Source organism: Ruegeria sp. D1(2025) (assembly GCF_056536425.1).
Map to the genome: position 1 here is coordinate 662,018 of NZ_JBQFPO010000001.1, position 18,365 is coordinate 680,382.

The window sequence follows — 18,365 nt, forward strand, 5'->3', positions numbered from 1 at the left end:
TGGGGACAGTAAAATAATGCGCAAAATTCTGGTATTAAATGGGCCAAACCTCAATTTGCTGGGTACGCGGCAACCTGAGATTTACGGCAGCGTCACTTTGAAAGACGTCGAAGATCTGTGCATAGCGCATGGAAAGTCGATTGGGCTGTCAGTATCACATCTTCAGTCCAACCACGAAGGCGCGCTTGTTGACGCCATCCACGCGGCGCGTGGGGTTTATGATGGGCTGGTACTGAACGCCGGCGCCTATACGCACACTTCAATTGCATTGCTGGACGCGATTTCGTCGGTCGAGCTGCCGACTATTGAGGTCCACCTGTCAAACATTCATGCGCGAGAATCCTTCCGCCACAAGTCTTACATCGCCCGGGCCGCGCTTGGGCAGATTTGCGGATTTGGGGCGCAAAGCTATGTGCTGGCTTTGGATGCGTTGGCTTCGCATCTCAATGACGGAGGTGGCGCGGCGTGAACCTGAAAGAATATCTTCATTTCCTGAGCTATACGAAAACTCTGGAAGAGCTATGGGACGCGCACTGCCGTCAAATGGCTGAGTTCGGGTTCGAGCGTCTTTTGTACGGTTACACGTTGTTCCGGACAGAAACGTCGCTGGGAGACCCCGAAGATTTTGTCATCCTCACAAACCACGGTCGGGCGTATTTGGATGGTTTTTTGCAGGGTGGACTGTATTTCCATGCGCCAATGTTGAAATGGGCGCTGAACAATGAGGGTGCGCAAAGTTGGAATCTGGCACAATCTTCGCAGAGCAACGGTTCGTTGTCTCCTCAGGAGAAGCAGGTTCTGGATTTCAACAAGTCCATGGGCGTTGTTGCCGGATATACTGTCAGCTTCAATTCCGTGTCGATGCGCACCAAGGGCGCAATCTCACTGGCGGCCGGTAGTGATCTGAGCCAGGATGATGTTGACGCGATATGGGAAGAGCACGGCGAAGACATTCTGCTGATGAACAATGTCGCCCATCTGAAGATCCTGACACTGCCCTATCACGCCCCCAACCGGGCTCTGACAAAGCGCCAGCGTGAGGCGCTGCAATGGGTCGGCGATGGCAAGACAACGCAGGATATTGCTCTGCTCATGGGGCTGACTTCAGCGACGGTAGAAAAGCACCTCAGGCTCGCGCGCGAGTCACTTGCAGTTGAAACAACAGCGCAGGCTGTCCTGAAAGCTTCGCTGCAGAACCAGATGTTCGTTATGGAGGCATAACGCGTCAATTTTGACGCTAAACTGCGTCAATTTACCTTAGGTAAGGAAATCATGACTTTCCGAATCCTTACCATAAGTTGCAAAGTGAGAGTGTTCCGTGAGTGGTGGCTTTAGCCAGGGAACAATTGATCGGATCTTTGCAATACCAGGGCTCTCCGGTCGCTCTGACTCAAATGCGTCTATTAGTCCACGTAGTTGAGTCGGAAATTTTGGGGGGCCTCGACCATCCCCATCATGCGGGGCCCCTCAATCAACCTTTTCTCCAATTTTGCGGTAGTCGGCAGCGTTCTGCGTACGTGCATCCGGAATACAAAAAACCGGTCACGCTTTCACGTAACCGGTTCCTATTTCTTAGTGGGGGTATCTGTTGATACCCCCCATTCTCAGCCCTGAGCAGCCTTGGCCACTTCGGCTGCGAAGTCTTCTTTTTCGACAACGATGCCTTCACCCACTTCCAGACGGACGAAGCCGGTGATGGTCGCGCCAGCTTCTTTGGCAGCGGCTTCAACAGTCAGGTCAGGATTCACAACGAACTGCTGGTTCAGCAGAGTCGATTCCGCGACGAACTTCTTCATGCGGCCTACGATCATCTTTTCGATCACCTGCTCGGGCTTGCCGGATTCGCGGGCGATGTCCATCTGAACCTGCTTTTCCTTCTCGACAACAGCCGGGTCCATATCATCTTCGGACAGGGCCGCTGGGTTTACAGCTGCGATGTGCATTGCAACCTGTTTGCCGATTGCTTCGTCACCACCGGTCAGAGCAACCAGAACACCGATTTTGCCCATGCCATTGGTGGCAGCGTTGTGCACGTAAGACACAACGGTGTCGCCCGACAGTTTGGCCATGCGGCGAACCGACATGTTTTCTCCGATGGTGGCGATCTTGTCGGTCAGCGTGTCGGCAACGGTCTTGCCGCCCAGATCAGCAGCCAGCAGCGCCTCGACATTGTCCACGCCTTCGGCGGCGTAGGCGATTTTGCCAACCATTTCCTGGAACTCGCCATTCTTCGCAACGAAGTCGGTTTCCGAGTTCACTTCGACAGCGACACCGGTGCCACCGTCCACGTGAACTGCAACCAGACCTTCTGCCGCGGTACGGCCAGATTTCTTAGCCGCTTTGGCTAGGCCCTTGGTGCGCAGCCAGTCAACGGCTTCGTCCATGTTGCCGCCGGTTTCGGTCAGCGCTTTTTTTGCGTCCATCATGCCTGCGCCGGTCGAGTCGCGCAGTTCTTTAACCATTGCTGCTGTGATTGCCATCTTTTGGCTCTCCTCAATTCAAACGGAATTGGGGCAGGTCTACCCTGCCCCATATGTCATTTTGGTGACGGGCAGCTTACGCTTCAGCAGGTGCTTCTGCTTCGGCCTCTTCAGCAACGGCTTCTTCAACCGGAGCTTCTTCGAACGCACCCAGGTCAACGCCCGCAGCACCCATCTGAGCGGTCATGCCGTCCAGTGCGGCGCGTGCGGCCAGATCGCAGTACAGAGCGATTGCGCGTGCAGCGTCGTCGTTGCCGGGGATGATGTAGTCAACGCCGTCGGGCGAGCAGTTGGTGTCGACAACTGCCACAACCGGGATACCCAGTTTGTTGGCTTCGGCGATGGCCAGTGCTTCTTTCTTGACGTCGATGACGAACAGCAGATCAGGAACGCCGCCCATCTCGCGGATACCGCCCAGCGATGCTTGCAGTTTGCCTTGGTCACGTTCCATGCCCAGACGCTCTTTCTTGGTCAGGCCTTCGGCGCCCGATTCCATTGCTTCGTCGATCTGGTTCAGACGGTTGATCGACTGGGAAACGGTTTTCCAGTTGGTCAGGGTGCCGCCCAGCCAGCGGTGGTTCATGTAGTACTGCGCCGATTTTTCAGCGGCTTCAGCGATCGGCTGAGCAGCCTGACGCTTGGTGCCAACGAACAGAACGCGGCCACCTTTTGCGACGGTGTCACGAACAGCCTGCAGCGCCTGATCCAGCATCGGAACGGTCTGGGTCAGGTCCATGATGTGGATGCCATTGCGCGAGCCGTAGATGAACGGGCCCATGCGGGGATTCCAACGCTGTGTCTGGTGACCAAAGTGAACGCCAGCTTCCAGCAGCTGACGCATGGTGAACTCGGGAAGAGCCATGCTTTACTTTCCTTTTCCGGTTTACGCCTCGGCGGGGGTGAAAGAAGCGGATGCTCCAACCGGCGGTCTTGATGAGGATGTCTCCCTCAAAAAGGCCAAACCCCGCCTGCGGGTTTGAATGGCGCGCGTATACGGCAGGTTGAGTGGCAGCGCAAGGGTCTTTCGCCCTTATTTTTCGAGCCGCGCCAGGCTATGTGCGTGCCGAACCGCTTCCTCGCAATGTGCAGCCAAAGCCTTGCGGTTCTCAAAGTCGCTGACTTTTGCGGGGGCGTGATAAATCAACTCAACCGAGCCTTGCTTGCGTGCGCCGAGTGTCTTGAGAAGGTGCGGTCCGAAATCCATGTCGCCCCACCAGCCATAAAACCGCGCAGGCCGCCCATCGGGTGCATGGAAAACCACCGTGACCGGTTGGACATACAAGAACTCTCGCAATTCTCTGGTAAAGAACGCCTCGAAAAGTGTTGTTTTAAATGGCAAAACACGCAAACCATCAGTCGAGGTGCCTTCGGGAAAAAACAACAGCTTGTGCCCGGCTTTCAGTCGGGTTTCGAACACCTTGGTCTGCTCGCGCGCTTTCTTTCGGTCACGTTCAATGAACACGGTGCCGGTTGCGCGGGCCAGCCACCCAATGCCGGGCCATTTGGCAACTTCGGCCTTGGAAACAAAGTAGACGCGCTTGCGCGCATTGAGTGCGAAAATGTCCAGCCAAGAGGTGTGATTAGCCACAACAGCGCCTTGTTCCCGCATCAATTCGCCTGAGGTTCGATACCCCATTCCGAGTATTCGAAATGCATTCCTGCAGACGAACTGGGTGATGGAAGGTGTAACCGGCCTTCGAATGCCGTAAAGCGGTCGTTCGATCAGACGAAGGGCCAAAAGGATGATCAGACCACCAAACACCAAAACCGCCAAAGGCAGCCCGCGCAGCATCACCAGAAGCCAACCGCCCAGACCCAATCGGATGGGATCCGGCGCATCCTCGCTATTCCAAAGCGGGTCGTTCACAGGATTACGCCCCACTGTAGATGCGCTTTTGACGCTCGTTCATGCGGGCTGTGTCAAGGATCAGGCAGACATCGGTGGTGTTGAAGGCATGATCAATAAAGGCCCCCTCGCCCACAAAACCGCCCAGCCTCAGGTACGCTTTGATAAGTGATGGCACCTGGACCATGGCAGCACGCCGATCCAGATCCCCGGGGGCGACAAGGTTCATGTCCTGAAAGACACCTGGCTGGGCACGTACCCGCAGATCAGGTGGTGCCAGATGGTTGTGATGCAACATCGACAGGGGTTGAGCAAGTGCCTGAACATCCGTGCCGTGAAAACTGGCGACACCAAACAGAACTTCGATGTTGCGGTCTTCAACGTATTTCGCAAGTCCATTCCAGATGTAATACATCGCCGTGCCGCCCCGATAATCGGGGTGCAGGCACGATCGCCCAAGTTCCAGCAGCTTGCGCCCGCTTTCTTTCAGGACAGTCAGATCATATTCATCTTCCGAGTAGAACTGCCCCAGTTCAGCGGCCCGATCACCGGGCAACAACCGATAGACACCAATCACTTCGCCCGTCGTATCGTCATAAGCCAGCATGTGATCGAAATGCGGATCGAAGCTGTCCTGCTCCAAACCGGCATCATGGTCAACCATCCGCCCACCGCCGCCCAACTCGCGCACGAACACGTCATAGCGTAGCCGCTGCGCCGCCCGAAGCTCCGCCTCGTTTTCGGCAAGTTTGACTGTGAAAGATGGGCCTGCGTCGGGCATGTGCGATGTTTGATCCTTTTTGGTACTGGTCCGCCTGATACAGCAGTTTTTTGCGGCTTAGCAACATGCGCTGCTCTGGCAGGTTCCGTTAACTTTTCCTAAACCAGTTTCAGAGATCAAAGACCGGCACCAGGGCAATACGTGTCCCGTCAATCACCACTTTCCCCTGCTCGCGAAAGTTCACGGTGATCTTGCCTGCGATGTTGGACTGAACCTGTCCGACGCCCCAATCGGGGAAATCCGGGTGGCGGACATACATGCCCGGTGCAAGAATAGCATTGAGGTCTGTCATGCGGTGGCTCCGGTCCGGCGGCAGATACAGCAGGAGGTACGCATGGGCGGCACGGACGTCAACCTGGCCGAGTTGATCGGTTCTCGGATCTGTCACGATCTGATCAGCCCTATAGGTGCGATCACCAACGGGCTGGAACTGCTTGAGATGGTTGGCAGCGTGCAAGGTCCTGAGATGGAGTTGATTTCCGGCAGCGTCGGCAGCGCCGGTGCCAGAATTCGCTTTTTCCGCGTGGCGTTCGGCGCTGCGGGCGACCAGCCGCTTGGACGAACCGAAATTGCAGATCTGTTACGGGATATCGAACGCGCAGGCCGCGTTCGGATCAATTGGACCCTGGGCGAACCCGCACCCCGCAATCAGGTGAAACTGACCTTTCTGGCATTGATGTGCTGCGAAAGTGCCATGCCTATGGGAGGCGAGGTCGAGATTTCCCTGCATGACGGGAAATGGACCGTGGCCGGGAACGCGGACAAACTGAATATCGATTGCGATCTGTGGAAGCACGTCGCGACCGGTCGGTTTCCCGGCAAGATAACACCATCTCAGGTGCAGTTTGCCTTGCTGCATGAAACTTCGGCGGCCATGGGGCGGCGGATTGCGGTTGAAACTGCCGCAACCCGGGTTGCTTTGCGCTTTTAGGTTCGGGTCGTCCCGTTCCCGCGCACCAGATACTTGAAGCTGGTCAATTGCGCTGCCCCCACCGGGCCGCGTGCATGCATCTTGCCGGTGGCAATCCCGATCTCAGCGCCCATTCCGAATTCCCCGCCGTCGGCAAACTGAGTTGAGGCATTGTGCATCAAAATGGCACTGTCCAACCGCTCGAAAAAACGCGCGGCGGCATTGGCGTCCTCGGTCATGATGCAATCGGTATGGTTTGAGCCATTGGCCCGGATATGCGCGATGGCCGCGTCGATGTCGGCAACCGGTTTTGCCGCAATAATGCTGTCGAGGAACTCCTTGCCCCAATCCTCATCGGTCGCGGCGATTGTGCCTTCGATGGCCAGATCGCCCTCGGCATGGACTTCGACACCGGCCGCCATCAAGGCGGATACAACGTCGCGTCCCAGTGTCTTCGCAACGTCCTCGTGAACAAGAAGACATTCCGCAGCGCCACAAATGCCGGTGCGTCGCGTCTTGGCGTTCAGGACCACATCCAGCGTTTTTTGGGGATCGGCTGCCTTGTCCACGTAGATGTGAACGATGCCTTCGAGATGCGCAAAAACAGGCACACGTGCTTCGCGTTGCACCAGCCCGACCAAACCCTTGCCGCCGCGGGGGACGATGACATCCACGTAATCGGTCATGGTCAACAGTTCCTGAACCGCAGCCCGATCCCGGGTCGGGATCAACTGTATCGCGTCCTCGGGCAGGTTGGCGGCTTTAAGACCCTCAACAAGGCAGGCGTGGATCGCTGTCGACGAGTGAAAGCTCTCGGAACCGCCGCGCAGAATCACGGCATTGCCGGATTTCAGGCAAAGCGCACCGGCATCGGCAGTTACGTTTGGCCGGCTTTCATAGATCACACCGATCACGCCAAGCGGTGTGCGTACACGCTGAATATTCAGACCCGACGCCATATCCCATTCAGACAGAACTTCGCCCACGGGATCTGCCTGTTCAGCGACGGCGCGCAAACCGTCGACCATGCCGCAGACACGGTCCTCATCCAGCATCAGGCGGTCCATCATGGCGGCGCTCAGGCCCTTTTCGCGACCAAACTCCAGGTCTTTCCGGTTGGCCTCAATGATCTGCGCGCGGTTTTTCCAAACCGCGTCGGCGGCTGCAATCAGTGCGGCGTGTTTACGTTCGGCGCTGGCAAACCCAAGCGCGTTCGACGCTTCCTTGGCACGTTTCCCGAGATCCGCCATCAGGGCGGGAATGGTGTCGAAATCCTTCATGTCATGTGCCTTTCAGGTCCGAGTGTTCTGCGTTGCGGGGAACGTCATCATAGTGCCAAATCGTCGCGATGGATCAGGGCGGCCCTGCCCGGATAACCGAGCGTCGCCTCGATTTCCGAAGATTTGCGCCCCTTTATCGCATCGGCTTCCTGCGCAGTGTAACGGCTTAGGCCCTGCGCCAGACGCCGCGCCACGGGATCCAGAATCGCTACAGGATCGCCACGCCCGAAATCACCGGTCACTTCGATAACACCTGCTGGCAGCAGGCTTTTGCCGTTGGCCAGCGCACGCGCTGCCCCCTCGTCCACCTTGATCTCTCCGCGCGGCTTCATCGCCGAAATCCAGCGTTTGCGCGCGGCGTGCGGATCCAAAGTCGCCGTGAACCATGTGCAATTTGCGCCATTCTCGAGCGTTTTCAGCGGGTTCAGCGGGGAACCTTCAGTAATCGCCATATCGCAGCCGGCGGCGATCGCCATCTTGCCAGCCAAAAGTTTCGTCTTCATACCGCCCTTTGACAGCCCGGAACCCGCATCGCCTGCCATGGCCTCAATCTCGGGCGTGATCTGTTCGATCACGTCATAGCGGGTCGCCATCGGGTCGTCGTTGGGATTTCCGGTGTAGAACCCGTCAACGTCGGACAACAGGATCAACTGGTCGGCCCCAACCGTCACGGCAATCTGCGCGGCCAGACGGTCATTGTCTCCATAGCGGATTTCATCCGTTGCCACGGTATCGTTTTCATTGACGATCGGGACCACGTCCAGACTCAACAGCGTCTCAAGCGTTGCCCGCGAGTTCAGGTAACGGCGCCGGTTTGCGCTGTCTTCCAGCGTTACCAGAACCTGAGCGGTTTTGATGTCATGAGGCGCAAGCACCTCTTCATATGCACGGGCCAGCCGAATCTGACCGACAGCAGCAGCGGCCTGCGACTGCTCTAACGGCAGGTTGGCCATAGGCAGGCCCAACACGCCACGCCCCAGAGCGATTGAGCCGGAGGACACCAGAATGACATCCGTGCCCTGATTCTTGAGCCAGACCACATCCTCGGCCAGAGAGCGTAGCCACTCGGATCGAAGCAGGCCCGTCTCGCGGTCCACCAGCAACGCGGACCCGATTTTGACAACCAAACGTTTTGCAGTGGTCAGGGTTGCCAAGCTTGTGCCTCCTCGTTGGGCTTTTGGCGCAGGCGGTCTTCGTCGATCTGCGTTCTCAGAGCGCGGAGCACCTCGGTCACACCCAGATGCGCGACGCCCGACATGGTTATGACGGGGCCGCCGACCGCCTCTTCCAGTTCGGCCTTGACCATTTCCGTTTCATCGGCATCCAGCGCGTCGACCTTGTTCAGCACGGTGATGCGCGGCTTTTCCGCCAGTTCGCCACCATAGGCTTCGAGTTCGTGAATGATGGTGCGAAAATCCTCGGCCACAGTTTCCGAGGTTCCGTCAACCAGATGCAGCAGAACCGCGCACCGTTCGACATGGCCCAGAAAGCGGTCGCCAATCCCGCGCCCTTCATGGGCACCTTCGATCAGGCCAGGAATATCGGCCACGACGAATTCCACATTGTCGACGCCCACGACCCCCAGGTTCGGGTGCAGTGTCGTGAAGGGGTAGTCGGCGATCTTTGGGCGCGCGTTCGACGTTGCCGCCAGAAAGGTCGACTTGCCGGCGTTGGGCATCCCAAGCAGCCCCACATCGGCGATCAGTTTCAGCCGCAACCAGATCGTGCGGTCGATACCCGCCTGCCCCGGGTTGGCCCGTCGTGGCGCCTGGTTTGTCGCCGATTTGAAGTGCAGGTTGCCAAAGCCACCATTGCCGCCCTTGGCCAACAGTACGCGCTGGCCAACCTCTGTCAGGTCGCAGATGACAGTTTCTTCATCTTCGTCCAGAATCTCGGTGCCGACGGGCACGCGCAAAACGATGTCGTCGCCATCTTTGCCGGTGCGCTGCTGCCCGCGTCCGGGCTGGCCGTTTTTGGCGAAGAAATGCTGCTGATAGCGAAAATCGATCAGGGTGTTGAGCCCGTCCACGACCTCGGCCCAGACAGACCCGCCTTTACCGCCGTCTCCGCCATCGGGACCGCCGTATTCAATGTACTTTTCGCGCCGAAAGCTGACGCACCCGCCACCGCCGGCCCCGGACCGGATGTAGACCTTTGCAAGATCGAGAAATTTCATGACTGTCCCCTACTGCAAAGGCCCCATCGGCCACAAGTCAGAGTTTTTTGCTGTATGTCCAGGTGGGCACATTCGCGTCGCGCGCCACCGAATAGCTTTCGGCATCACCCAGATACTGGAACCCGCAATGTGTCAGCACCCGGGCCGAAGCTGGATTGTCCTGAAACACGCTGGCGAACATGGTGGCGTTCTCGAGCGGGTTGGCATTGACCAGGGCCTCGACGGCCTGAGAGGCAATGCCAGTGTTCCAATACAGGGGCGCGACCCAATATCCGACCTCGGACTGATTGCGGTCCAGCCGCATCAGTGAGATCACACCGATCAGCTCAGGCCCGCCATCCTTGGTGGCGTCCATGGCCCAGACATCCTCGTCGCGGTCGTCAGCCATCGAGCGGGTCACAAATGCCTCGACCGAGCCGGGCGGCAACGGGTGCGGGATCGACGTCGTCATGCGCGCCACGCGTTTTTCGCCTGCATAATACTCGATGAGACCCATATCCGACCTGCGCAGCGGGCGCAGATCGAACCGCTCGGTTTCAATGACCGGCTGATTGATTATAGTCTCAAGCTTCATGAGTTCGTTCCTCCTCCGAACAACACAAAAAATACGGACGCAACTGTCAAACTCGCCAACGTCCACATCAGATATTTTTCCACTGGGCGACCTTCAACCGCATGAGCAATTCTATCTCCGGCAAATGTCCAAATCGGGTGCAAAATCACCTGGCAGGACAATAGGCAGAGAGCGATCGTGAGCGTCGCGTCAAAACTCGACGTTCCGGCAGCAACAAAACCGGTAAACCCGGCGACGATCATCGCCCAGGCCTTGGGATTCAGCGGGTGAACAATCAGCCCCGCCCAGAACCCCGGAGCGGCTTCACGCGTAGAACCACGCGACAGACGCAAGTTCGCAATTTTCCACGCAAGCCAGCAAATATAGGCCGCTGAAGCGTATTTCAGGACAGAAAACACCAGGGGCGCCTGTTCAGCCAATTGCAGCAGTCCAAAACCCACGGGCCAAATGATCAGTTGTTTGCCCAAGATGACGCCGGCCACAAACGGCAACGCCGCCCGAAAGCCATAACGCGCACCGGTTCCGAGCAGGACCATGTTGGCCGGTCCCGGCGTGCCGACCTGACTGGCGGCAAAGATCAGGAAACTGGTGGTGGCGACTGTCATCGGTTCTGGTGATCACGACTGCGTTAAAACGAAAAAGGGACCGGCATTTTCTGCCGGTCCCCCATGAATTTTTTATTAAACCTTCTGGGTTTCGGCTTACTCTGCGGCCTCCGCCACTGGCAGGACCGAAATAAAGGTGCGGTTTTTGAGGCCCTTGTGGAACTTCACAGCGCCGTCAACAGTTGCAAAGATGGTGTGATCTTTGCCCATGCCTACGCCTTCGCCCGGCCAGAACTTGGTGCCGCGCTGACGCACGATGATGTTGCCTGCAATGGCGGCCTGACCACCATAGAGTTTCACGCCAAGGCGACGACCTGCTGAGTCGCGACCGTTACGGGAGGAACCGCCAGCTTTTTTATGTGCCATTCTCTCTCTCCTTAGCCTTTGGCCAGCTCTTTGGCCTGCTCAACCCATTCGGGTTTCACTTTGACCGTTTCGATAGCAGCAATCTGCTCGTCCGACAAGGCGGCCAGAGCGGCAAAGCTCTCGATACCGGCCTCGGCCAGCTTTTTGGCTGCGGCAGGACCAACACCGTTCAGCTGGGTCAGATCGTCAGCGGCGGCAGCCGCAGCGGGTGCCTCTGCTTTGGCTTCAGCTTTCTTGGCAGGCTTTTTTGCCGCCGAAGCAGCTTCACCAGCCGGAACGGAACCGGTTGCAGCTTTGATGCCCGACTTGTCAGCGCCCGACGCCAGGATGTCGGTGATTTTGACCAGAGTCAGTTTCTGACGGTGGCCAACAGTACGCTTCGAGCTGTGCTTACGACGGCGTTTGACGAACTTGATGACCTTGTCACCTTTGACCTGTTCGATCACTTCGGCCTGAACGCCTGCGCCTTCGATGAACGGTGCGCCGACAACCGGAGCGTCGCCGCCCAGCATCAGAACATCGTTGAATTGAACTTTTTCACCTGCGTCGGCAGCCAGTTTTTCAACGCGGAGCACGTCGCCCGCCTGAACTTTGTACTGCTTGCCGCCAGTCTTGAGGACCGCAAACATGCGTCTTTCCTTTTCCATACCGCGTTCTGTGGTCCCCTTGTGGGCGTTTTGGCCGAAGCCACCTCGAACAGCGCGCCCTTTTCGGGCTGTGTGACGACCTAGGGCAAAACCCTGAGGTCAAATAATAACGAGACCCGGCGCGGAGATTCCGGCCGGGATGCGCGCTTATCCATAGATTGCCCGAGAAAGTCAACACCAATGCGGTGCTAAAGATCCGATGCCCTCATCGAGTGCGCAACCGCCCTGCCCAGTTGATACGAAATTTCGTCAAACATCTGGTCAAATCCCGTAAACAGCGCCTTGTTCAGGGCTCGGCCTGTGTCTGTACGGGAAAAGGCGATGTTCTCTCGCATTTGCGCCTCGGTCAGGGGTTGATAGGCCAGAAGAAGGAAGGAATACAGCCAAACGGTAGCGTCCTCAGTTCTTTCCGTTGTCTGCGCCAATAGCTGGGCCCAGAGTTCGGCGTCATCCTGGTTTTCTTCCAGATCAAGGCCGCGAAAGAAAAAGAAATCAGCGCTGAGAGAGTTCTGAACATTCTGATTGATCAGGTCATTGACCTGAATGTACTCATCCACCAGCTTGAAGAACTTGTCGTCGCGGGGCTCATTTTCATACGCGTGCCGGGCCATCTCCTCGATCGTTTCGTCCGAGATTGCAGCCCGCGCCGAGTTTTCCAGTGACACCACAGTTTTGCCGACAGCGCTTTCGAAAAACAGAATAGCCTGATCCATCTGAACGCTGGTCAGATTCTCGGTCAGGGCCGAGGTTATCTGGGACTGCATCCAGACGGTGTCGTAAATATCCTCGACTTGCGCTTCCAGGAATGAGCCGCCCTTTTGGTCCAGATGGGTTTCATCCAGTTCCTGCCGGTGCGCCTGACCTTCCTTCCGAAGAATCTCCATGATTTGGCTCAGCTGCAATGCCTCGGCCAGTTGATCCACCTTTTCGGATGCAGCGACCGTTCCGCATGCAAACAGTCCAATAAGTAATCCAATAACGAGACGCATCAGATATCCTGAGCTGGATGCAATTCTGCCATCCGGGCCGCCAGAATTTCGAATTTCATGGCCATGATTTCGTATTGGATTGCATTCAGCAGCTCATAAACTTCCTGCATTTGCGGATGCTCCAGAGCTTTTGTGTAGGCTTCGACATCCTCGTCCGAGAAGTCCTGATAAGTATATGCGGCGCCTGCCAGAGCAGACAATTGCATCGCCTGACGCATCCCACTTTCGTTACGGCGCAGCATTTCCCGCAATTCATCGGCGCTGAACTGCAGGTCGATAACTCCAGACGCGCTGGCCGCCAAAAGAAAGCGCAGTTGCACTTCCTGTAGCGCACGAAGGGCGGTTCCACTTGAATCGACGGCACGATTCATGCGCTTCAGGGTTTCGACCCTGTGCGAGCCGTCTTTGACAAGCTCTGAAATGATCTCCTGCCCCTGTTTTTGTTTGTCGTCCTCGTCTTCGTACAGATGAGAGGCATTTTCAGCCTCGACAAGCCGTTGGCCGAGGTCCGACGCATAAAACTCTACGGCGTGGTTCAACGAGTCGTCGCTCAACGTCTGTTCAAGGATTGATACGGCGATTTCGTGCATATCCTTGAGGTCAAAAACTTCTTCCGCCAGGCGCGTCCAGTCCGATCCGAACCCCTCAGGATCGATACCAAGCATTTTGGGGGCTGACGCCGACGTCAGAGCTATACTTTCCAGCGCAACATCAAACCCGGTCGTTGTCAGGAAGGCCTCAATCCGGTCCCTGCTGGCAGCAGAAGGCGATTGCGCCAAAGCTGCCACCGCAATCAACGGCATCAGCACGGACAGAAGGACGTTTCGAACAAGCTTCATCATGAGTACGAGCCTAGGTGATTTAGAATGACAGGCAATGGAAAATCAGTCCAATTCGAAATTCGGGAATTTTCCGCTTGCACCCCTGCGCGTTCCTCACTAAATCCCCCCCTCACAGACCCCCGCGGAGAGGTGCCGGAGTGGTCGAACGGGGCGGTCTCGAAAACCGTTGTGGGTGCAAGCCCACCCAGGGTTCGAATCCCTGTCTCTCCGCCATACTCCCCACAAGTATTGTTTGAGCCGACTTAGGAGGTTGGTGCATCGGCGTGTTGTGGCTTTTGTCGCGTTAACATTCGCCTGTACGCGGTTGAAAGAAGACAAAATCATTGCCTGAAAAACATGAGAGTGTTTCTTTCTAAACAGCCCGACGTCAATCACCGGATCGGTCTTTTTCAAGAAAGCCAACACCCAGGACCAACGTAGCGGCACATTCTTGCCGCTGTTGCACAGTCGGATCAGCGTGCTGTGGCCCAAGATCCGAATTTGCAAAGAAATCCAGAGATTTCCCCCTTTGCCCGAGGATAGATTTGACCCATCTCGACCGAGTAGAATTGAAGGAGACACTCATGTCGCGCACTTTAATTATCGGAATCGCCATCGCCGCCATTGGCGCAGGCGCCTATTACATCCTGAACCAACCCGAGCCGACACCGGCAGAACAGTTGCAATCGGCCGCCGAGGATGCAGCCGACGCGGCCAGCGAAGCTGCATCCGCCGTGCAGGATGCCGCCAGCGAAGCGCTGCAAAACGCAACGGAGCAGGCCAGTGAAGCCGCCTCATCCATCTCGGATCAGGCGGCAGAGCTTGCCGAGCAGGCCGGACAGACCGCAACAGACCTGGCCGATCAGGCCGGCGAGCAGGTCGCATCGCTGAGCAGCGAAGGCCAAGAGTTGCTTTCGTCCTGGATCGAAGAAAGCGCATTGACCCTGCAGAACTTTGACTATGACAAGATGGTTGCAGCGGTTCAGGAAAGCACTCTGACTCAAGACGTCAAGACACAGACGATCAAGATTCTGGATGAAATCAAGGCTTCGCCGGAAACGATTGCTTTGAAAATTCAGGAACTGCAGCAGCTGTTCACGCAGCAATAAATCTGATGGGGTCGGTTTCCGGACCGGCCCCCGTCTTGCATTATCCAACAATGCACTTGTTCCCATTTTCCCAAGGCCCTCTGCGGAGAATGAGCGCTGGAAAAATGAAATTTCAGAAAGGCTTATCTCGGGAAATTTTGCCGTCAACCTACTGGGGCCGCGAAAAAAGAGTGACGAAACGGTGATTATCGCGCCATAGTATTTTCAAGCCGCGGCGTCCTTCGAACGACCGGGCACCAATGATGCCGGACATACCGGACGTGGGAGGTGATTTTGGACAACGCGCAGTTGCTGGTCAGCGGGTTGGCAAACGGATGTGTCTACGGTCTGATCGCGCTTGGCTTTGTGCTGATCTACAAAGCAACGGAGGCCGTGAATTTCGCACAGGGCGATTTCATGATGCTTGGGGCGTTCGTGACCATCGGCCTGACGAATACCGAATATATGGGACTGCCTTTCTGGCTTGCTCTGCCAATTTCCTTCACGGTGATGGGCGCTTTGGGCTATCTGCTCGAGCGTCTGATTATCCGACGCCTGTTTGGTGAAAGTCAGACTGCCGTTGTAATCCTGACAATTGCTCTGGGCTTTGTCATCCGGTTCGCCGCCGGTTTGATCTGGGGGCACGAGCCGCAAACTCTGCAAAACCCGTTGGCCGGCAAAGAGGTCCGGTTCGGCGGACTGGTTCTGGGGATGGAAGACGTGGCCGTCATTGGCGTCACTTTTGTTCTGACCTGGGGTCTTTATGCGTTTTTCAACAGAACAAAGCTCGGGCTGGCGATGCAGGGGGCTTCGCAGAACCAACTGGCGGCCTATTACATGGGCATCCCGGTGCGGCGCGTTCAGGGCTTTGTATGGGCACTGGCAGGTGTTGTCGCAGCTATTGCGGGTGTTCTGTTCGCCGCCAAGGGGTCGGTCGACCCGACAACAGGACTGCTTGGTATCAAGGCCTTCGCGGCTGCGGTTATCGGCGGCTTCGGAAGCTTGCCCGGCGCTTTGGCGGGTGGGTTGATTGTTGGGATCATCGAACCATTTGCAAGCCGTTACATCGCGGCGGGTTACAGCCAGATCGCCCCTTACGCCTTGCTTCTGGCCGTGCTGGTTTTCCGACCCAACGGATTGTTCAGCCAAGTACGTATCAAGAAGGTCTGATCATGCGGGTTGTTTTCAAAACAAGTTACTTGCAGGACATCAGACCGTGGAAGGACGGGTACCAGTTGGGAATGTACCTGGCCTTGCTTGCCATCGCCGCCGCCGCACCCTGGTGGCTGGACGATTTCTATCTTGGTGAACTGACAAATGTTCTGATCTGGGCGGTCGCAGGACTGGGATTGATGCTGCTGACCGGCCACACTGGTCAGGTCAGCCTGGGTCACGCTGCCTTTCTGGCCGTTGGATGTTACGCCAATGTCATTCTGATCGAGGCTGGAATTCCCTTTGTGGTCGCGTTTCCGCTGGCCGGGGTTCTGACCGGCATCGCCGGAGTAACTGTTGCCATCCCTGCCCTGCGGTTGCATGGGATTTACCTGGCGATCTTCACGATGGCTTTGTCCATTCTCATGGACGACATAATAGTGCTGGCCGAACCCATTACCGGAGGTGTCTCGGGTAAGTATTTGGGCGGGGTCGAGATTTTCGGGCATTTGGTGGACCGCTGGGCGACGCCGTCCTGGTTCTACTGGCTGGTTCTGTCAATTTCGGTTGTTGTCACATTAGGCTATATCAACCTTCTGCGCTCGCCTTTGGGGCGCAGTTTTATCGCCGTACGGGATTCCGAGGTTTCCGCACAGGCCATGGGCGTGGATATCGCCCGAACCAAAATGATCTCGTTCGCCTTGTCCTGCATGGTCACGGGCTGGGCTGGCGCGCTGATGGGCATGTTTGCCGGCGCGTTCAACAACGAGACTTTCAGTGTCCTGATTTCGATTCAGTTGCTGATGATGATTGTGATCGGCGGGCTTGGGTCAATCCACGGTGCCTTTCTGGGCGCGATTGTCATTGGATTCCTGCCGCAATTCCTTTCCATTTCAAAGGAATACGTCGGGACCTTGATCGGCGGGAACACGGTTGCCATTCCGGGACTGGAGTTTGGTATTTTCGGGTTGATCCTGATCGGGTTCATTCTATTTGAGCCGATGGGCATTTACGGCCGCTGGCTGAAAATACGCACATGGTTTGAGCTGTTTCCCTTCTACCGAAGAGATATGTTCAAAAGGCAGAAATCCTATCTCAGAACGGAGCGTCTGAGATGAGTTTTCTGAACTTCGAAAACGTCACCCTCAAGTTTGGCGGACTGACGGCCGTAAATGACTTATCGTTTTCAGTTGAAAAGGGTGAGGTTTTCGCAATCGTTGGTCCGAATGGTGCGGGAAAATCTACCGTTTTCAACCTGATATCCCGGTTTTATGATCCAGTTTCCGGGTCCATCACATTCGACGGACATGATCTGCTGAGGGTTAAACCCTCTGGCGTTGCCGATTTTGGTGTTGCGCGCACATTCCAGAATATCGAGCTGTTCGAGCATGCCACGGTCCTGCAAAACCTGCTGGTCGGGCGGCATCGGCATCGTAAAGCTAATTTACTTTCTCAGGTTCTGTTCACACCGTCCGCAAAAAGACAGGAGATTGAAAACCGTGAGAAGGTTGAAGAGATCATTGAATTCCTCGACCTGCAGGCCTTTCGCGACAAGATGATATCGGGCCTGCCCTATGGTGTCCGCAAAGTCGTCGAGGTAGCGCGGGCATTGGCCACCGAACCCGGCCTTTTAATGCTGGACGAACCGGCCTCGGGTCTTTCCGTTGAAGAGACAACTGACATGCGATGGTGGATCGACGATATCAGGCGGCAAATGGGTATCACTGTGCTGATGGTGGAACATGATATGGGGTTGGTGTCCGGCGTGTCAGATCGGGTGCTGGCCATGGCGGACGGTGCCCGGCTGGCCCTGGGAACACCGGCAGAAGTTCAGTCGCATCCGGCCGTTATCGAAGCGTACCTGGGGAAGGCTTCATGAGCGAACCGATCCTGACCATCCGCAATGTCGAAAGCTTCTATGGCCCGATCATGGCCATTCGCGGTGTATCTTTGGAGGTACACGAAGGCCAGATCGTTTCCATCCTGGGCGCGAACGGTGCTGGCAAGACGACCCTGTTGAAAACGATCTCTGGTGTAATGGACCCGGAAAAGGGGCGGATCACCTTTGTAGGTCACGATATTCAGGGGGCCGAACCGCACATCGTTGTTCGGAAAGGAATTGTGCACGTCCCTGAAGGGCGCGAAGTTTTTCCCTTGCTGACAGTGGATGAGAACCTAAGCCTTGGGGCCTATACTTCGACCGACAGGACACGTGTCGAACAGGACCGGGAACTGGTTTTTTCCTATTTCCCGATCCTGAAAGAAAGGCGGCATCAGGAGGCTGGGACGCTTTCGGGGGGGCAACAGCAAATGCTGGCAATCGGGCGCGGACTGATGGCGAAACCGAAGATCATGCTGCTGGATGAGCCGTCGCTTGGGCTATCGCCCATTTTGGTGCAGGAGATTTTTGGCATCCTGAAACGTCTTAACGAAGAACAGAACATGACAATGATACTGGTTGAACAGAACGCAAACGCAGCGCTGGAACTGGCACATTATGGATACGTGATGGAAGTCGGCCGCATCGTCATGGACGGGCCTTCCGGCGATCTGATGAAATCCGACGATGTCCGGAACTTCTATCTGGGCGTGCAAGAGGACGGTGCGCGCGAAAACCGCCGTTGGAAACGCAGAAAGACGTGGAGGTAGG

At 56.5% G+C, this 18,365-nt stretch carries 22 protein-coding genes and 1 tRNA gene; 9 read left to right on the forward strand and 14 right to left on the reverse strand.

Annotation, left to right across the window (positions count from 1 at the left end; genetic code table 11):
* Positions 1-16 precede the first annotated feature (16 nt).
* Positions 17-469 carry a type II 3-dehydroquinate dehydratase gene (gene aroQ / locus ACR1XU_RS03365; protein WP_170806350.1) on the forward strand — a complete coding sequence of 151 codons (453 nt, stop codon included), beginning with the start codon at positions 17-19 and terminating at the stop codon, positions 467-469.
* Positions 466-1,221, forward strand: a complete 756-nt coding sequence (locus ACR1XU_RS03370) for a LuxR family transcriptional regulator (protein ID WP_170806349.1) — start codon at positions 466-468, stop codon at positions 1,219-1,221. Before aroQ ends, ACR1XU_RS03370 begins: the two co-directional genes overlap by 4 nt.
* A 383-nt stretch (positions 1,222-1,604) precedes the next feature.
* On the opposite strand, the gene tsf is transcribed toward ACR1XU_RS03370, so the two are convergent.
* From tsf to ACR1XU_RS03395, 5 genes are all read right to left on the reverse strand, one after another.
* Complete coding sequence (gene tsf, locus ACR1XU_RS03375; protein WP_170615038.1) at positions 1,605-2,480, reverse strand: translation elongation factor Ts; 876 nt, start codon at positions 2,478-2,480, stop codon at positions 1,605-1,607.
* Positions 2,481-2,556: 76 nt separating this feature from the next.
* Positions 2,557-3,342, reverse strand: a complete 786-nt coding sequence (gene rpsB / locus ACR1XU_RS03380) for a 30S ribosomal protein S2 (RefSeq protein WP_170806348.1) — start codon at positions 3,340-3,342, stop codon at positions 2,557-2,559.
* Positions 3,343-3,510: 168 nt separating this feature from the next.
* The gene (olsA, locus tag ACR1XU_RS03385) at positions 3,511-4,347 is read right to left on the reverse strand and encodes a lyso-ornithine lipid O-acyltransferase (RefSeq protein ID WP_480906220.1); all 837 of its coding nucleotides are present in this window, start codon (positions 4,345-4,347) and stop codon (positions 3,511-3,513) included.
* 4 nt (positions 4,348-4,351) lie between these two features.
* Positions 4,352-5,107, reverse strand: a complete 756-nt coding sequence (gene olsB / locus ACR1XU_RS03390; RefSeq protein ID WP_480906223.1) for an L-ornithine N(alpha)-acyltransferase — start codon at positions 5,105-5,107, stop codon at positions 4,352-4,354.
* Positions 5,108-5,216: 109 nt separating this feature from the next.
* Positions 5,217-5,399, reverse strand: a complete 183-nt coding sequence (locus ACR1XU_RS03395; protein ID WP_170615042.1) for a DUF3553 domain-containing protein — start codon at positions 5,397-5,399, stop codon at positions 5,217-5,219.
* 42 nt (positions 5,400-5,441) lie between these two features.
* On the opposite strand from ACR1XU_RS03395, the gene ACR1XU_RS03400 reads away from it, so the two are divergent.
* Positions 5,442-6,038 (forward strand): histidine phosphotransferase family protein, encoded by a 597-nt coding sequence (locus ACR1XU_RS03400; protein ID WP_480811556.1) that lies wholly within the window; start codon positions 5,442-5,444, stop codon positions 6,036-6,038.
* On the opposite strand, the gene ACR1XU_RS03405 is transcribed toward ACR1XU_RS03400, so the two are convergent.
* From ACR1XU_RS03405 to ACR1XU_RS03445, 9 genes are all read right to left on the reverse strand, one after another.
* Positions 6,035-7,297 (reverse strand): glutamate-5-semialdehyde dehydrogenase, encoded by a 1,263-nt coding sequence (locus ACR1XU_RS03405; RefSeq protein ID WP_480906227.1) that lies wholly within the window; start codon positions 7,295-7,297, stop codon positions 6,035-6,037. The two genes, ACR1XU_RS03400 and ACR1XU_RS03405, sit on opposite strands and share 4 nt — an antisense overlap.
* Before the next feature lie 47 nt (positions 7,298-7,344).
* Entirely contained in the window at positions 7,345-8,451 is a 1,107-nt protein-coding gene (gene proB, locus ACR1XU_RS03410) for a glutamate 5-kinase (RefSeq protein WP_480906230.1), read from the reverse strand.
* Positions 8,439-9,473: a GTPase ObgE gene (gene obgE, locus ACR1XU_RS03415; protein WP_480906233.1), complete on the reverse strand. Its 1,035-nt coding sequence runs from the start codon at positions 9,471-9,473 to the stop codon at positions 8,439-8,441. Before obgE ends, proB begins: the two co-directional genes overlap by 13 nt.
* Positions 9,474-9,510: 37 nt before the next feature.
* Positions 9,511-10,047, reverse strand: coding sequence for a GNAT family N-acetyltransferase (locus ACR1XU_RS03420; RefSeq protein ID WP_170615047.1), 537 nt, complete (start codon positions 10,045-10,047; stop codon positions 9,511-9,513).
* Positions 10,044-10,652 (reverse strand): LysE family translocator, encoded by a 609-nt coding sequence (locus ACR1XU_RS03425; protein WP_170677087.1) that lies wholly within the window; start codon positions 10,650-10,652, stop codon positions 10,044-10,046. The genes ACR1XU_RS03420 and ACR1XU_RS03425 overlap by 4 nt, the downstream gene beginning before the upstream one ends.
* 96 nt (positions 10,653-10,748) lie before the next feature.
* On the reverse strand, positions 10,749-11,018 hold the full coding sequence (gene rpmA / locus ACR1XU_RS03430; RefSeq protein ID WP_010440093.1) for a 50S ribosomal protein L27: 270 nt from the start codon (positions 11,016-11,018) through the stop codon (positions 10,749-10,751).
* An 11-nt stretch (positions 11,019-11,029) separates the two neighbouring features.
* Positions 11,030-11,647, reverse strand: a complete 618-nt coding sequence (locus ACR1XU_RS03435) for a 50S ribosomal protein L21 (RefSeq protein WP_480906236.1) — start codon at positions 11,645-11,647, stop codon at positions 11,030-11,032.
* 206 nt (positions 11,648-11,853) lie between these two features.
* Positions 11,854-12,654, reverse strand: a complete 801-nt coding sequence (locus ACR1XU_RS03440) for a DUF2059 domain-containing protein (RefSeq protein WP_480906239.1) — start codon at positions 12,652-12,654, stop codon at positions 11,854-11,856.
* Complete coding sequence (locus ACR1XU_RS03445; protein ID WP_480906242.1) at positions 12,654-13,496, reverse strand: DUF2059 domain-containing protein; 843 nt, start codon at positions 13,494-13,496, stop codon at positions 12,654-12,656. The genes ACR1XU_RS03440 and ACR1XU_RS03445 overlap by 1 nt, the downstream gene beginning before the upstream one ends.
* A gap of 123 nt (positions 13,497-13,619) precedes the next feature.
* Here ACR1XU_RS03445 and ACR1XU_RS03450 point away from each other — a divergent pair.
* The 6 genes from ACR1XU_RS03450 to ACR1XU_RS03475 all read left to right on the forward strand — a co-directional run bounded on the left by ACR1XU_RS03450 (position 13,620) and on the right by ACR1XU_RS03475 (position 18,364).
* Positions 13,620-13,709 (forward strand) — tRNA-Ser (locus ACR1XU_RS03450).
* Between the two features lie 350 nt (positions 13,710-14,059).
* Positions 14,060-14,584, forward strand: coding sequence for a hypothetical protein (locus tag ACR1XU_RS03455; RefSeq protein ID WP_480906245.1), 525 nt, complete (start codon positions 14,060-14,062; stop codon positions 14,582-14,584).
* A 273-nt stretch (positions 14,585-14,857) separates the two neighbouring features.
* Positions 14,858-15,733, forward strand: a complete 876-nt coding sequence (locus tag ACR1XU_RS03460; protein ID WP_480906248.1) for a branched-chain amino acid ABC transporter permease — start codon at positions 14,858-14,860, stop codon at positions 15,731-15,733.
* A 2-nt stretch (positions 15,734-15,735) separates the two neighbouring features.
* Positions 15,736-16,833 carry a branched-chain amino acid ABC transporter permease gene (locus ACR1XU_RS03465; RefSeq protein WP_480906251.1) on the forward strand — a complete coding sequence of 366 codons (1,098 nt, stop codon included), beginning with the start codon at positions 15,736-15,738 and terminating at the stop codon, positions 16,831-16,833.
* Entirely contained in the window at positions 16,830-17,594 is a 765-nt protein-coding gene (locus ACR1XU_RS03470) for an ABC transporter ATP-binding protein (RefSeq protein WP_480906254.1), read from the forward strand. The genes ACR1XU_RS03465 and ACR1XU_RS03470 overlap by 4 nt, the downstream gene beginning before the upstream one ends.
* Positions 17,591-18,364, forward strand: coding sequence for an ABC transporter ATP-binding protein (locus ACR1XU_RS03475; protein WP_480906258.1), 774 nt, complete (start codon positions 17,591-17,593; stop codon positions 18,362-18,364). The genes ACR1XU_RS03470 and ACR1XU_RS03475 overlap by 4 nt, the downstream gene beginning before the upstream one ends.
* Position 18,365: the final 1 nt, after the last annotated feature.

Bases quoted from the DNA above. Each gene is read 5' to 3' on its own strand.
- aroQ (WP_170806350.1), top strand. From the start codon at position 17: ATGCGCAAAATTCTGGTATTAAATGGGCCAAACCTCAATTTGCTGGGT.
- tsf (WP_170615038.1), bottom strand. From the start codon at position 2,480: ATGGCAATCACAGCAGCAATGGTTAAAGAACTGCGCGACTCGACCGGC.
- rpsB (WP_170806348.1), bottom strand. From the start codon at position 3,342: ATGGCTCTTCCCGAGTTCACCATGCGTCAGCTGCTGGAAGCTGGCGTT.
- olsB (WP_480906223.1), bottom strand. From the start codon at position 5,107: ATGCCCGACGCAGGCCCATCTTTCACAGTCAAACTTGCCGAAAACGAG.
- ACR1XU_RS03395 (WP_170615042.1), bottom strand. From the start codon at position 5,399: ATGACAGACCTCAATGCTATTCTTGCACCGGGCATGTATGTCCGCCAC.
- ACR1XU_RS03400 (WP_480811556.1), top strand. From the start codon at position 5,442: ATGGGCGGCACGGACGTCAACCTGGCCGAGTTGATCGGTTCTCGGATC.
- ACR1XU_RS03405 (WP_480906227.1), bottom strand. From the start codon at position 7,297: ATGAAGGATTTCGACACCATTCCCGCCCTGATGGCGGATCTCGGGAAA.
- obgE (WP_480906233.1), bottom strand. From the start codon at position 9,473: ATGAAATTTCTCGATCTTGCAAAGGTCTACATCCGGTCCGGGGCCGGC.
- ACR1XU_RS03420 (WP_170615047.1), bottom strand. From the start codon at position 10,047: ATGAAGCTTGAGACTATAATCAATCAGCCGGTCATTGAAACCGAGCGG.
- ACR1XU_RS03425 (WP_170677087.1), bottom strand. From the start codon at position 10,652: ATGACAGTCGCCACCACCAGTTTCCTGATCTTTGCCGCCAGTCAGGTC.
- rpmA (WP_010440093.1), bottom strand. From the start codon at position 11,018: ATGGCACATAAAAAAGCTGGCGGTTCCTCCCGTAACGGTCGCGACTCA.
- ACR1XU_RS03435 (WP_480906236.1), bottom strand. From the start codon at position 11,647: ATGTTTGCGGTCCTCAAGACTGGCGGCAAGCAGTACAAAGTTCAGGCG.
- ACR1XU_RS03440 (WP_480906239.1), bottom strand. From the start codon at position 12,654: ATGCGTCTCGTTATTGGATTACTTATTGGACTGTTTGCATGCGGAACG.
- ACR1XU_RS03445 (WP_480906242.1), bottom strand. From the start codon at position 13,496: ATGATGAAGCTTGTTCGAAACGTCCTTCTGTCCGTGCTGATGCCGTTG.
- ACR1XU_RS03455 (WP_480906245.1), top strand. From the start codon at position 14,060: ATGTCGCGCACTTTAATTATCGGAATCGCCATCGCCGCCATTGGCGCA.
- ACR1XU_RS03465 (WP_480906251.1), top strand. From the start codon at position 15,736: ATGCGGGTTGTTTTCAAAACAAGTTACTTGCAGGACATCAGACCGTGG.
- ACR1XU_RS03470 (WP_480906254.1), top strand. From the start codon at position 16,830: ATGAGTTTTCTGAACTTCGAAAACGTCACCCTCAAGTTTGGCGGACTG.
- ACR1XU_RS03475 (WP_480906258.1), top strand. From the start codon at position 17,591: ATGAGCGAACCGATCCTGACCATCCGCAATGTCGAAAGCTTCTATGGC.